Origin of the sequence: Amycolatopsis jiangsuensis, from assembly GCF_014204865.1 — a bacterium.
GTDB classification, from domain to species: Bacteria; Actinomycetota; Actinomycetes; order Mycobacteriales; family Pseudonocardiaceae; genus Amycolatopsis; species Amycolatopsis jiangsuensis.
Map to the genome: position 1 here is coordinate 1761527 of NZ_JACHMG010000001.1, position 12851 is coordinate 1774377.

The window sequence follows — 12851 nt, forward strand, 5'->3', positions numbered from 1 at the left end:
CTCCCGGCGACCGGGTAACCCGGCGTCGATACCCGATGTGCTGGAGGTGTGCATGCCCCGCGAAAGCGACCAGCATTCGCCCCGTGCCGACGATGAGCTGAAGGCGGAACTGCAGGGCACGTTGAAGGGCAACGGCCCGGCCCGTGCCGAGGACTGGCGGGATCCCGAGCTTCCCGATGCCGAGGACGAACCCGACGTACCACCGACGGGAGGCACCACGGAGTAGGCAGCGGGATTCGGGACCAGCAGCCGACGAAGGGAGCTTCCGTGGCCGGCCGACCGGATGCCGGGACCCTGCGCCGCTACCGGCGTGCCTGCGACTACCTCGCCGCGGCGATGATCCACCTGAAGGACAACGTGCTGCTCACCGAGCCGTTGCGACCCGAGCACCTGAAACCGCGTCCGCTCGGTCACTGGGGCACCTGTCCGGGGCTCACGCTGATCTACGCCGGGCTGGACCGCCTGATCGCCGAGACCGGACAGCGCACCCTGCTGGTCACCGGTCCCGGCCACGGAGCACCCGCCATCCACGCGAACCTGTGGCTGGAGGGCACGCACGCCGAGTACGACGCCGGGCTGTCGCGGGACGGCCGGGGGCTCGCGGCGCTGGTCCGCCGGTTCTCCTGGCCCGGCGGATTCCCCAGCCACCTCTCCCCCGAGGTGCCCGGGGTGATCCACGAGGGCGGCGAACTCGGCTACGCGCTGGCCACCGCGTTCGGAGCGGCGTTCGACGATCCCGGGCTGCTGGTCGCCTGCGTGGTCGGCGACGGCGAAGCCGAGACCGGCCCCACCGCCGCTTCTTGGCACAGCCCGAAGTTCACCGGGTCCGGCGACGGCCGGGTGCTGCCGATCCTGCACCTCAACGGCTACAAGATCTCGTCGCCGACGCTGTACGAGAGCATGAGCGCCACCGAGCTCGAGCGGTACTTCGCCGGCTGCGGCTGGACCCCGCTGCTCGTCGACGTCCGGGGTGCGGACAATCCGGACGAGCTGCTCGGCACCGCGCTGAGCCGGGCGCACGCCCACGACGGCGGCCCGCCGCCGATGATCGTGCTCCGCAGTGAGAAAGGATTCGGCCTGCCTTCTGCCGCGCCGGACGGCACCCCGCTCGCCGGGACGTTCCACGCGCACCAGGTCCCGCTCCCCGGGGCCGCGGGCGATCCGGAGCAGCTGGCGGCGCTGGAGCGGTGGCTGCGCTCTTACCGTCCGGAGGAGCTGTTCGACGCGGACGGCGTCCCGGCACCGGACCTGCTCGACGTGCCCCCCGAGCCCGGTTTGCGGCTGGGCCGGGTCCCCCAGGCCAACGGCGGGCTCCTGCGCGAGGATCTGCCGTTGCCGGACACCGGGATGTTCGCCATCGACGTCCGCGGTCCCGGTTCGACCGACGCGAGCGCGCCCGAGGTGCTCGGTGCCTGGCTGGCCGAACTGGTCCGCGAGGCCCCGGAGAACTTCCGCGTGGTCTGCCCGGACGAACTGCAGTCCAACAAGCTGGGGGCGCTCCTCGACGCGACACCGCGGCAGTTCGACCGTGCGGTACCCGGATACACCGAACATCTCGGCGGCCGCGGCCGGGTGCTGGAAGTGCTGTCCGAGCATCTGTGCCAGGGCTGGCTGGAGGGCTACCTGCTCACCGGCAGGCACGGGCTGTTCCCGTGTTACGAGGCCTTCGTCTCCATTGTGGACAGTATGGTCAACCAGTACGCCAAGTTCCTCAAGATGTCGGGCGAGGTACCGTGGCGTGCCCCGGTGGCGAGCCTGAACTACCTGCTCAGCAGCGACGGCTGGCGCCAGGACCACAACGGCTACAGCCACCAGGGTCCCGGCTTCATCAACCAGATGCTCACCAAGAAGGCCAGCACCACCCGCGTCTACCTGCCGCCGGACGCCAACACGCTGCTGCACACCATGCGCCGCTGCCTGGCTTCGACCGATCTCATCAACGTGGTCGTCGCGGGCAAGCAGGGCGGTCCACAGTGGCTTTCGCACGACGACGCCGCGGTGCATTGCCGTGCCGGCGCGGCGGAGTGGCCGTGGGCGGGCACCGGTTCCGGCGCCCCGGACGTGGTGCTCGCCTGCGCCGGCACCACGCCCACGGTCGAGACGCTCGCCGCGGCCGCTCTGCTCCGGGAACGCGCACCGGGACTGAAAGTCCGCGTGGTGAACGTCGTGGACCTGCTCTCGCTGTGCCCGGCGGACCGGCATCCGCACGGTCTGTCCGCCGAAGAGTTCACCGACTGCTTCGGGAAAGCGGTACCGGTGGTGTTCGCCTTCCACGGCTACCCGTCCGCAGTGCACGAGGTGCTGCACGGCCGCGCCGGCTCCGGCCGCTTCCACGTGCACGGGTACCTCGAGGAAGGCACCACGACCACCCCGTTCGACCTGCTGGCGAGCAACCGGATGAGCCGGCACGACCTGGCCGCCGACGCGGTGCGCCGGGCGCGTGGCTGGGCTTCGGAGGGCGGCGACATCGCCCGCGCGCTGGTGGCGGAACGCGACGAGGTGCTCGAACAATCCTATCGCGACGGACAGGATCCCGAAGGGATCACCGGATGGCGGTGGCCGGGATGAAGGTGCTGACGGTCAACCCCGGCTCGGGCAGCCTGCGCCTGCACGTGGTCGAGGACGAGCAGGTGCTCGACAGCCGGGAAACCGGGCCGCTCGGGGAAGCCGAGTCGCAGGTACGGGCCTTCGCCGAGCAGTGGCGCGAGGTCGGCGTCGTCGCGCACCGGCTCGTCCACGGTGGCTCGCATCTCGTCACGCCGACCACCGTGACGCGGCAGGTCCGCGAGACGATCGCCGCCTGCCGTTCCCTGGCACCGGAACACGTGCCGAACACCGAGGCTCTGCTGGACCTGCTGACCGAGCTGCTGCCGGACGCCCGGCACGTGGTCTGCCCGGACACCGCGTTCCATCGGGGGCTGCCGGAGATCGCCCGCACCTACGCGCTGCCCGAACGCTGGCGCGCCCGCTGGGACCTGCGCCGCTACGGCTTCCACGGGCTTTCGTTCTCGTGGGCTGTGCGACGGACGGCCGAGCTGCTCGACCGGCCCGCCGGCGAGCTGAACCTGCTGGTGGCGCATCTGTCCGGCGGTTGCTCGGTCACTGCGATAGCGCACGGGCGCAGCGTCGACACCTCGATGGGTTTCACCCCGCTGGAGGGCACGATGATGGCCAAGCGGTCCGGCAGCGTCGACCCCGGCATGCTGCTGTGGCTGCTGCGAGAAGGCCATCTGACCGTCGAGGAGCTGGAAGACGGCCTCTACCACCATTCCGGACTGCGGGGCCTGTCCACCACCTCGGACGACACCCGCGAACTGGTCCGCGCGGCGAACGCCGGCGACGTCAAAGCCAGCTTCACGATGGCGGTCTTCGAACACCACGTCCGCCGGGAACTGGCCGCCGTCGCCGCGAGCCTGCCCCGGATCGATGCGCTGGTCTTCACCGGCGACATCGGCTGGGACCAGCCGGAGGTCGCGGAATCCGTGGCCGGCGGCCTGCCCGTCCTCGGCATCCACGGTGGCCTCTCCCGGTCCCGCGACGACGACAGCGTGATCAGCGGCCCGGACGCGCCGGTACCCGTACTGGCGGTGCAGTCCCGGGAAGAGCTGTCGCTGGCCCGCGAGGCGACCGCCTGACCGTTGCCAGGGATGCGGCCGGCTCATCGGGCCCGATCGGCAGCCGACCGCCTGCTCTCACTGCTCTCGCGCGGCCTTGCGGGCTTTCTGCGGCAGCACCACGTATTTCGGATCCTTCGCGGAAGCCACGCCGGCCTGGTACACACCGAAGCGCGTGCACAACCCGGCGGCGAGATACGCCGCGCCGCCCGCCACCGCGGCCGCCTTGCTCCGCGTCGCGGCCAGCGACAACGCCGCACCCGCCGCGGTCAGCCCCCGCGCCGCCTTGAGCAGTTTCCCCGCACGGCCTTCCCGGTACGGTTCGGACACCAGGCCCAATCCGTGCTCGACCTGGTGCGCCACCGCCAGTTCCGCCGCCGCTCCCGCCAATCCGGCACGCACCACCGGCGCCACCTCGGACTTCGGCGCGGCGAGCAACGCCAGCCCCGCACCGCTCGTCACCGCGCTTCCGGCGAACAGGAACGGCAGGTGCCGCCGTGCTTCGTGCCACGAAGGGGTCGCGGTGTCGGCCAGCAGAACCGCGGTGTACGTGCACATCGCCGGTCCGAGAACACCGGCCGCGGCGCCCGCGAGCTTCCCGGCCGGCCGCAGCAGCCCGGTCTCCGCGGAACCCGCCGACACCGCGGCCAGCCCGGAGAACGGCGCCAGAATCCACGAACCGACCGACAGCGGCGAGGTCGGCTTCAGCACCCGCAGCATGTGCAGGAACCGCGCCGGCCGCCCGAGGTCGTGGATCAGCGCGACGACGCTGGCGCTCGCCCCGCCCGCCGCGGCCAGCCTGCCGATCCGCGCCAGGCTCGGCCTGCCGGTCAGCCCGGCGAGGCTCGCGATCGTCGCCGACGATCCGGCCAGGCCGCCGAGGAACAGGTACAGCGGCACGTCCGGCTGTTTCCACGCCGGTTCCTTGAGGATCGGCCGCCCGTAGTAGGAGCTGAACTCCGCGGGCTCGACCATCGTCGGTTCGCGGCGCGGGCTCACCGGCGCCGCCCCAGGAACGAAACCGCCAGCGTGCCCGCGACGCCGAGCGCGGCGGCCGCGGCGTGCTTCCACATCTGCGCGAGGTTCTTGGTGGGCACCTGCGGATCCGGCGGGAAGCCGTACACCTCGGGCTCGTCCAGCAGGAGGAAGAAGGCGCCGTCCCCGCCGACGCCGTCGGACGGGTCGTGTCCGTACAGCCGCGCCTGCGGTATCCCGGCCTCGTGCAGCGCGTCCACCCGTTCGGCCGCGCGCTCCCGCAGCTCGTCCAGCTCACCGAACTGGATCGAGTCCGTCGGACACGCCTTGGCGCACGCCGGTTCGAGCCCCTCACCGAGCCGGTCGTAGCACAGGGTGCACTTGAACGCGCGCCCGTCGCTCTCCCGCTTCTCGATCACGCCGTACGGGCAGGCGGGCACGCAGTAGCCGCACCCGTTGCAGATGTCCTCCTGCACCACCACGGTGTCGAATTCGGTGCGGAACAACGCGCCGGTCGGGCAGACGTCCAGGCAGCCGGCATGGGTGCAGTGCTTGCACACGTCGCTGGACATCAGCCAGCGCACCCCCGGATCACCGTCCTGTTCGGGCGCGCCGATCGAGGGCATCCCCAGCTCCACCGCGGGCTGCTCCACGAACGCCACGTGCCGCCAGGCATCCGCCCCGAGATCCCCGGTGTTGTCATACGACGTGCCGAGCAGGTCGAGCTCCCGGCCGGGCACGTCGTTCCACTCCTTGCACGCGACCTCGCACGCCTTGCACCCGATGCACACCGACGTGTCGGTGAAGAAGCCCATCCGGGGCTGGGTGCCGTAGTCAGCCATCCGCCCTCCTGCGGTAGTCCTCGACCAGGTCCAGCAGGTCCCGGCCACGCGGACGGCGGCCTGCCACGATGTCGCACGTCGCCGCCTTCGCCTCCTGGATGTGCACGTTCGGGTCCATCACCACCGACAGCAGGTCGTTCGCCGAATCACCGCGAGAGAGCCCGTTCGGACCCCAGTGATACGGCAGCCCGACCTGGTGAATCGTGCGTCCCCGCACCCGCAGCGGCTTCATCCGCGCGGTCACCAGCACCCGCGCCTCGATCGCGGTGCGCGCCGAGACGATGGTGGCCCAGCCCCGGTTCTCCAGCCCGCGTTCGGCCGCCAGCTCCGGGGAGACCTCGCAGAAGAACTCCGGCTGCAGTTCGGACAGGTACGGCAGGGTCCGGCTCATCCCGCCCGCCGTGTGGTGCTCGGTCAGCCGGTAGGTGGTGAACACGTACGGGTAGACCGAGCTGCGGGACGGGTTGTACGGGTTCGAGGCGATGTCGAGTGTCTGCCGGGCCGGGTTGTCCTGCTGGCGGTAGAGCGCGTTGTCCACCGGCGATTCGAAGGGCTCGTAGTGCGTCGGCAGCGGGCCGTCGGTGAGCCCGGCCGGGACGTAGAGCCACGCCCGTCCGTCGGTCTGCATGATGAACGGCTCCGCGCCGCCGAGGGCGTCCTGCGCCTTCGCGCCGTCCGGCGGCACGTAGTCCGGGCGTTTCGAGGCCTCGAAGTCCGGCACGTCCGGACCGGTCCAGCGGCCGTTCTCCTCGTCCCAGTACACGTACTTCTTGCGTTCGCTCCACGGCTTCCCCGCCGGGTCGGCGGAGGCGCGGTTGTAGATGATCCGCCGGTTCGCCGGCCACGCCCAGGCCCACTTCGAGGCGACCCAGTCCTGTTCGGAACCGGGGGTGCGGTCGGCCGCGTGGTTGTGGCCGTCCGCGCGCACCCCGCAGTAGATCCAGCAGCCACACGTGGTGGAACCGTCGTCCTTGAGCTCGGTGTAGGCCGAGAGCGGACCGTTCGGGCCGTGCCCGTTGATCTCGGCGAGCACCGAGTCCGCCGACGGGTCGGCGGTCGGGCCCTCCGTCGGGTAGCTCCACGTCAGCTCCTGCACCGGCAGGTCCCTCGGCTGCGTGCTGCCGGCCAGCTTCTCCCGGATGATCCGGCCGAGGTGGTAGTAGAACCACAGGTCGCTGCGTGCGTCACCGGGCGGTTCGACGGCCTTGTGGTGCCACTGCAGCAACCGCTGGGTGTTGGTGAAACTGCCGTCCTTCTCGGTGTGCGCGGCGGCGGGCAGGAAGAACACCTCGGTGCCGATCTCGGTGCTCGCCAGTTCGCCGCTCTCGATCTCCGGACCGTCCTTCCAGAACGTCGCGGACTCGATCATCTGCAGGTCACGCACCACCAGCCACTCGAGGTTCGCCAGGCCGAGCCGCTGCATCTTTCCGTTCGCCGACCCGACCGCCGGGTTCTCCCCGACCAGGAAGTAGCCCTTGCACTCACCGTCCAGCTGCGCCTTGACGGTGGTGTAGGTGCCGTGGTCGCCGGTGAGCTTCGGCAGATGGTCGAAGCGGAAGTCGTTGTGCGGCTGGGCGTGCTCGCCCCAGTAGGCCTTGAGCAGACTCACCGCGTACGAGCGCATGTTGCCCCAGAACCCGGTGGACCCCGCGTCGGTGGCCACGTACTCCTCGAGGCCGAAGTGCTGGTGCGCGTGCGGCATCGGCAGGTAACCGGGCAGCAGGTTGAACAACGTCGGGATGTCGGTGGAACCCTGGATGCTCGCGTGCCCGCGCAACGCGAGGATCCCGCCGCCGGGACGGCCGATGTTGCCCAGCAGCGTCTGCAGGATCGAGGCGGTGCGGATGTACTGGGCACCCACGGTGTGATGCGTCCAGCCGACCGAGTAGACCCAGGCCGTGGTGCGCTCGCGGCCGGAATTGCGCGTGACCGCGTCGGCGATCTCCCGGAACTGCTCGACCGGGATCCCGCAGACGTCGGCGACGACCTCCGGGGTGTAGCGGGCGAAGTGCCGCTTCAGCACCTGGTACACGCACCGCGGGTGCTGCAGCGTCTCGTCGATCCGCGGTTTGGCGCCGATGGCCGCACCACCGCTGCCGTAGGACTCGGCGCGCGCCGAGCTCTGGTGGCCCTCCCCGCCGTGGTGCTGTTCGCCGCGCGGGCCCTCCTCCCGCTTCCCGGCGGCGGGGACCGCGTCGGCGCCCTCGTAGGCCCAGCTCGTCACGTCGTACTGCTTGCGCTCCGGGTCGTAGCCGGAGAACAGGCCGTCCAGGTCCTCGGTGTCCCGGAAGTCCTCGTTCAGGATCGCCCCGGCGTTGGTGTAGGCGACCACGTACTCGCGGAAGTCCAGTTCGTTGCTCAGCACGTGGTTGACCAGGCCGCCGAGGAAGGCGATGTCCGAACCGGCGCGCAGCGCGGCGTGCGTGTGCGCCAGCGCGCTGGTGCGGGTGAACCGCGGGTCGACGTGGATGATCTTCGCGCCGCGGGCCTTCGCCTCCATCACCCACTGGAACCCGACCGGATGGGCTTCGGCCATGTTCGAGCCCTGGATGACGATACAGTCGGCGTTGGCGAGGTCCTGCTGGAACGTCGTGGCGCCCCCACGACCGAAGGAGGTCCCCAGACCGGGAACCGTGGCGGAGTGTCAAATACGCGCCTGGTTCTCGATCTGGATCGCGCCGAGCGCGGTGTAGAGCTTCTTCATCAGGTAGTTCTCTTCGTTGTCCAGCGTCGCGCCGCCCAGGCTGGCGAAGCCGAGCGTGCGGTTCAGCCGGACCCCGTTCTCGTCGCTGTCCTGCCACGTCTGCGCACGGGTGGCCAGTACGCGGTCGGCGATCATCTCCATCGCCTGGTCCAGCGGAAGGGACTCCCATTCGGTGCCGTGCGGACGGCGGTAGAGCACCTCGGTCACCCGGCTGGGGCTGGTCACGAGCTGCTTGCTCGCCGAACCCTTCGGACACAGGCGGCCCCGGGAGATCGGCGAATCCGGATCCCCCTCGATCTGGGTGACGCGCCCGTCCTGCACGTACACCTTCTGGCCGCAGCCGACGGCGCAGTACGGGCAGATGGATTTCACGACCTGGTCGGCGTCCCGGGTGCGCGCGTGCCATGCTTCCGAGCCCGCGGACTTGGCCGCGGCACCCCGCGCGGTGCGGTCGGGACCGGCCAGCTGCCGGTACACCGGCCAGCCTTCGATCCACTGCCGGACACCCATACCTTGCACCGTAACCCCGCTCGCGGCGGCGCGCAGGTCAGATGGTCACCCGGGTGCCGTCGCCGAGGGATTCGGTGCACCCGGCCGCGTCGAGCCCCTCCAGCAACGGCACCACCACCCGGCGCGTGCTGTCCAGCGCCCGCCGTGCCGAGGACACCGTGAACGGCTGCTCGACGTCCCGGAGCAGGGCCATCGCGCGGCGCTGCGCGTCCGGGCCCAGCACGACGCCGTCGGCGATCGTGGTCAGCCGTCCCACCCGCACCGCCGCGGCCAGTTCCCGTTTGCCCAAGCCCAGTTCACGCAGCCGATCGGCTTCCGGAGCGCGGAACGGGTGTCGCGCCAGCTGTTCGTCCAGCGCGGCGAGCGCGGTTTCGACCTGTTCGCCGAGTCCCGCGTCGTGGGCACGGACCATTCCGGCGGCCACGTCCTGGTCCCCGAGTACCGCGGACAGCAGTTCCGGAGCGGGCAGCCCGAGTCGCCGGCGGAGCTGTTCGGCCGGCATCCCGGCGGCGACCGGATGCGCCCGGCGCCACGCCGCCAGCACCTCCGGCACCTCGGCACGGATCCGGGCCAGCCGGGCGGGATCGGCCAGCCAGCCACCGATCCGCTCCCCGGTGCCGGACAAGCCCATCGCACGGAATTCGCGTTCCCGGACGAATCCGCGGCGGCTCAGCCAGGCCGCGGCCGGATCGGGCGCGTCGAGTTCCCTCGCCCGTGCGCTCGCCGCGCCCCGCCGGGTGAGCGCGGGCGGATCGACGTCCAGCACGGTGACCCCGGCCGAGATGCGGCGGGCTCCCGGGTCACGCAGCAGGCCGGAATCGTGCACCCGCAACGGCAGCGGGCCACGCAGGGTGAGCCTCGCGGTGTCCGTCCCGAGTGGACGGACCCGGACCGGTACCGCCGCGGTACCGAGGTGGAGCACCGCTTCGCGGTGCAGCTCGGTGGCGTTGCGCAGCCGCACGTCCACGACCTCGGTGCTGCGCCAGGCATCCGGCCGCAGCAGTGCGGCACCGCGGGCAGCCGCGTTCCGTGGCGTGCCACGCAGGTTCACCGCGACCCGGGCCACACCGCTGACGCGTTCGCGGGGCCGTCCGAGCGCGTGCAGGCCACGGACCGTCACGGCGGTCTCACCGAGAGCCAGTTCGTCACCGACGGCGATCGTGCCCGAACCGAGTGTCCCGGTCACGACCGTGCCGGCTCCCGGGACCGTGAACACCCGGTCGAGCCACAACCGGACATCCGCCGCCGGGTCCGGCGTCGGCAGACCCGCCGCCAGCTCCGCGAGTTTCCCCTGCAGCTCCTCGAAACCGGCGCCGGTCAGCCCGCTGACCGCGACCGCCGGCGCCCGCCCCAGCGACGTCGCCGCGATTTCGGCGAGCGCGGCTTCCGTCGCGGCCGCGGGATCGGCGCGATCGGCCTTCGTGACGACGAGCAGCCCGTGCCCGACACCGAACGCGTCCAGTGCCGCCAGGTGCTCGGCCGACTGCGGCATCCACCCCTCGTCCGCAGCCACGACGAACACCACCGCGGGCACCGGCCCGGCACCGGCGAGCATGGTCGGCACGAACCGCTCGTGCCCTGGCACGTCGACGAACGCGATCTCCTCGCCGTCGAGCCGGGTCCAGGCGAACCCGAGGTCGATGGTCAGTCCGCGTCGCCGTTCCTCGGCCCAGCGATCCGGCTCCATCCCGGTCAACCGCCGCACCATCGTCGACTTCCCGTGATCGACGTGCCCGGCAGTCGCGATCACCCGCACCGCCGCACCGCCTCCACCACCAGCGCGTCCTGTTCCGGCGGCACCGCACACAGGTCCAGCAGGCACCGTTCCCGCACCAGGCGGCCGACCACCGCGGGCTCCCCCAGCCGCAACCGCGTCGCGTATCGGGCCGGCAGGCTCACCGCGACGCTCGGCAGCTCCACCCCGGGCGCGCCGCCGCCACCGACCGCCGCGGCCGACGAAACCACTTCGCCGGCGATTCCGTGCCGGTGCAAGGCTTCGCAGATCTTCACGGCGCGCCGGCGGAGCTCGTCCGCATCGGCTTCCAGCGCCGTTCGCACGGGCGTCACCGGGCCACGAAGCGTCGCTTCGAGCGCGGCGAGCGTCAGCTTGTCCACTCGCAGCGCGCGTGCCGCGGGGTGCCGTCGCAGCCGCTGCACCAGGGCGGCTTCGCCGAGCAGCAACCCGGCCTGGGGGCCGCCGAGGAGCTTGTCACCGCTGGCGGTCACCAGCGCGGCGCCATCACGCAGGGAGGTGGCGGCGTCCGGTTCGTCCGGCAGCAACGGATGCGGCTCCAGCAACCCCGAGCCGATGTCGACCACCAGCGGCACCGCCAGCTCCGCCAACCCGGCGACGGTGGCCTCGGCGGTGAACCCGCTGATCCGGTAGTTCGACGGATGCACCTTCAGTACGAACCCGGTGTCCGGCCCGATCGCGTCCGCATAGTCGGCCACCCGCGTGCGGTTCGTGGTCCCCACTTCCCGCAGCCGCGCCCCGGTCGAGGCGAGCAGGTCCGGAATCCGGAACCCGTCGCCGATTTCCACCAGTTCGCCGCGGCTGACCACGATCTCGCGGCCCGGCGCGAGCGTCAGCGCGCACAACAGCAGCGCGGCCGCGTTGTTGTTGACCACGTGCACGCCGCCCGCCCCGGGAACCGCCGCGGCCAGCGCTTCCAGGGCACCCCGGCCGCGGCTGGCCCGGCTGCCGTCACGAAGGTCGAACTCGACATCCGTGGTGCCGCCCGCGGCGGCCACCGCGTCCAGCGCCGCCGCGGAAAGCGGCGCGCGACCCAGATTCGTGTGGACGATGACGCCGGTCGCGTTCACCACCGGCCGCATCGACGAAGCACCGCCGGGCAGACCCGCCAGCACCTCCTCGAGCACGGCGCCGGGAGCGATCTCGCCGGCCCTCGCCCGCTGCTGGGTCCGCGACACCACCTGCTTCACCAGCTCACGCCCGAGCGTGGCCGCGGCCTTGGCCACCCGCGGATCGGCCAGCACCACGTCTGTGCGGGGAATCGCGCGCCGCGGGTCGGTCACCGGAGGGCCCCATGGCGGAGGCGGACGGGAATCGAACCCGCCAGTGGCAGTACCTGCCGCTCGACGGTTTTGAAGACCGCGCCGGTCACCAGGCCGGAAACGCCTCCCTGGGGCATCCACCCATCCTGCCAAGGTCGCGGGGACCGCGCAGCCCGAGGAGGATGACGAGGATGGAGTACCGGCTGACCCAGTACGCCCACGGCGGCGGCTGCGCGTGCAAGATCCCGCCCGGCGAACTGGAGGAGGTGGTGCGCGGCCTGACCGGACGCGCCCCCGAGCACCCGGCCGGCGAACTGCTGGTCGGTCTCGACCACGGCGACGACGCGGCCGCCGTCCGGATCGCCGGCGGGACCGCGCTCATCGCGACCACGGACTTCTTCACCCCGGTCGTCGACGACGCCTACGACTGGGGCCGCATCGCCGCCGCGAACGCACTGTCCGATGTGTATGCGATGGGCGGTACCCCGGTCGTCGCGGTCAACCTTCTCGGCTGGCCCCGCGAGGTGCTGCCGTTCGAACTCGCCACCGAAGCCCTCCGCGGTGGTCTCGACGTGTGCGCCGAGGCCGGCTGCCACCTCGCCGGCGGGCACAGCGTCGACGACCCGGAACCCAAGTACGGACTGGCCGTGACCGGGGTCGCCGATCCGGATCACTTGCTGCGCAACGACTCCGGGCGACCCGGGGTGCCGCTCACGCTGACCAAGCCGCTGGGCGTCGGGGTACTGAACTCCCGGCACAAGGCGACCGGCGAACGGTTCGCGCACGCCATCGAGACCATGACGACCCTCAACGCCGCCGCCTCCGCCGCGGCGCTGGCCGAGGGCGCGGTCTGCGCCACCGACGTGACCGGTTTCGGCCTTCTCGGCCATCTCCACAAACTCGCGCGGGCCAGCGGGGTCACCGCACGGATCGATCCCGCGGCCGTGCCGTACCTGGAGGGCGCCCGCGAAGCTCTCGCGGCTGGGCACGTCAGTGGCGGCACCCGCCGGAATCTGGACTGGGTCCGCCCGCACACCGATCTCGCCCGGCTGCCCGAATCCGAAGCCCTGCTGCTGGCCGACGCGCAGACCTCCGGCGGCCTGCTCGTGGCCGGCGAGGTGCCCGGCTACCCGGTCATCGGCGAGCTGCTGCCGCGCGCGGAGTACACCGTGGTTGCGGGCTGAGTGGCCG

At 71.9% G+C, this 12851-nt stretch carries 9 protein-coding genes and 1 tRNA gene; 4 read left to right on the top strand and 6 right to left on the bottom strand.

Annotated features, from left to right (window positions below; translation table 11 throughout):
• The first annotated feature begins 52 nt into the window (after window positions 1-52).
• From BJY18_RS07480 to BJY18_RS07490, 3 genes are read left to right on the top strand one after another with little or no spacing between them, the layout of a single operon-like run.
• Window positions 53-226: a hypothetical protein gene (locus BJY18_RS07480; protein ID WP_184778852.1), complete on the top strand. Its 174-nt coding sequence runs from the start codon at window positions 53-55 to the stop codon at window positions 224-226.
• A gap of 41 nt (window positions 227-267) precedes the next feature.
• The gene (locus BJY18_RS07485) at window positions 268-2568 is read left to right on the top strand and encodes a phosphoketolase family protein (protein WP_184778854.1); all 2301 of its coding nucleotides are present in this window, start codon (window positions 268-270) and stop codon (window positions 2566-2568) included.
• Window positions 2550-3635 (top strand): acetate/propionate family kinase, encoded by a 1086-nt coding sequence (locus BJY18_RS07490; protein WP_221457613.1) that lies wholly within the window; start codon window positions 2550-2552, stop codon window positions 3633-3635. Before BJY18_RS07485 ends, BJY18_RS07490 begins: the two co-directional genes overlap by 19 nt.
• Window positions 3636-3692: 57 nt before the next feature.
• Here BJY18_RS07490 and nrfD read toward each other — a convergent pair whose 3' ends face one another.
• From nrfD to BJY18_RS07520, 6 genes are all read right to left on the bottom strand, one after another.
• Complete coding sequence (nrfD, locus tag BJY18_RS07495; RefSeq protein WP_184778856.1) at window positions 3693-4589, bottom strand: NrfD/PsrC family molybdoenzyme membrane anchor subunit; 897 nt, start codon at window positions 4587-4589, stop codon at window positions 3693-3695.
• Window positions 4590-4609: 20 nt separating this feature from the next.
• The gene (locus BJY18_RS07500) at window positions 4610-5431 is read right to left on the bottom strand and encodes a 4Fe-4S dicluster domain-containing protein (protein ID WP_184778858.1); all 822 of its coding nucleotides are present in this window, start codon (window positions 5429-5431) and stop codon (window positions 4610-4612) included.
• Complete coding sequence (gene fdh, locus BJY18_RS07505; RefSeq protein WP_184778860.1) at window positions 5424-8645, bottom strand: formate dehydrogenase; 3222 nt, start codon at window positions 8643-8645, stop codon at window positions 5424-5426. The genes BJY18_RS07500 and fdh overlap by 8 nt, the downstream gene beginning before the upstream one ends.
• Window positions 8646-8682: 37 nt before the next feature.
• Window positions 8683-10401, bottom strand: a complete 1719-nt coding sequence (gene selB / locus BJY18_RS07510; protein ID WP_184778862.1) for a selenocysteine-specific translation elongation factor — start codon at window positions 10399-10401, stop codon at window positions 8683-8685.
• Complete coding sequence (selA, locus tag BJY18_RS07515) at window positions 10392-11681, bottom strand: L-seryl-tRNA(Sec) selenium transferase (RefSeq protein WP_184778864.1); 1290 nt, start codon at window positions 11679-11681, stop codon at window positions 10392-10394. The genes selB and selA overlap by 10 nt, the downstream gene beginning before the upstream one ends.
• A gap of 12 nt (window positions 11682-11693) precedes the next feature.
• Window positions 11694-11788, bottom strand: a tRNA-Sec gene (locus BJY18_RS07520).
• Window positions 11789-11851: 63 nt separating this feature from the next.
• On the opposite strand from BJY18_RS07520, the gene selD reads away from it, so the two are divergent.
• Window positions 11852-12844, top strand: coding sequence for a selenide, water dikinase SelD (selD, locus tag BJY18_RS07525; protein ID WP_184784486.1), 993 nt, complete (start codon window positions 11852-11854; stop codon window positions 12842-12844).
• Window positions 12845-12851: the final 7 nt, after the last annotated feature.